Source organism: Cupriavidus phytohabitans, from assembly GCF_017815025.1.
Taxonomy (GTDB): domain Bacteria; phylum Pseudomonadota; class Gammaproteobacteria; order Burkholderiales; family Burkholderiaceae; genus Cupriavidus.
Genome location: NZ_JAGIQB010000242.1, coordinates 1 through 550, shown reverse-complemented (window position 1 = coordinate 550; position 550 = coordinate 1). Strand labels below are relative to the sequence as shown.

Genomic DNA, 550 nt, shown 5'->3' with positions numbered 1-550 from the left:
CAGCGGAAAGCTCCACCGCCCTCTACTCCGCGCCTCAAATTCCCCGCCTGTACACCAGTTTCGACTTTAGCTCCTGAGAAAAGGCGATCATGGATAACCTGTCCTCCGCAGCAGCTCTCCCAATCGGCGCCCAGAAGCAACGCTGCGTCGGGTGGAGATACTGCCCCTCCGAATAGCCATGCCCGTCAAAAGTTACAACCAAGTCCCCTCAGGAATATCGGCTTGCATTTGATTCTCCACCCCTTTCGCTACTACATCGACTCCGAGGCTTTTCCCCACGCCGGCAAAGAACGATACGAGTGAGGTTCGCTCTGTTTTCGCCTTCCATAGGCCACGGGTTATTATGCAGCCGTATCTTTCGCCGGCTGAACAGTGAGCCAGTCCTGCAGGAGCTGGGCCGGCGATTACGTAGCCGAGCGACGAATGACGACCACTGCGGTTATAGAACACTTCAATGTATTCGAACAAGTCCACAGGGTTCTGTCGCAGTAACGGTACGGAAGTAGAATTTGCGGTCGTGAAACTTGAAGGCCAGAAAATGATTCAACCA

Annotated in this window: 1 pseudogene; it reads right to left on the bottom strand. The window is 54.2% G+C overall.

From position 1 onward, the window contains the following. Window positions 1-341: 341 nt before the first annotated feature. Window positions 342-471, bottom strand: a pseudogene (locus J8I34_RS34335) (IS3 family transposase); the annotation flags it as partial. Window positions 472-550 lie beyond the last annotated feature (79 nt).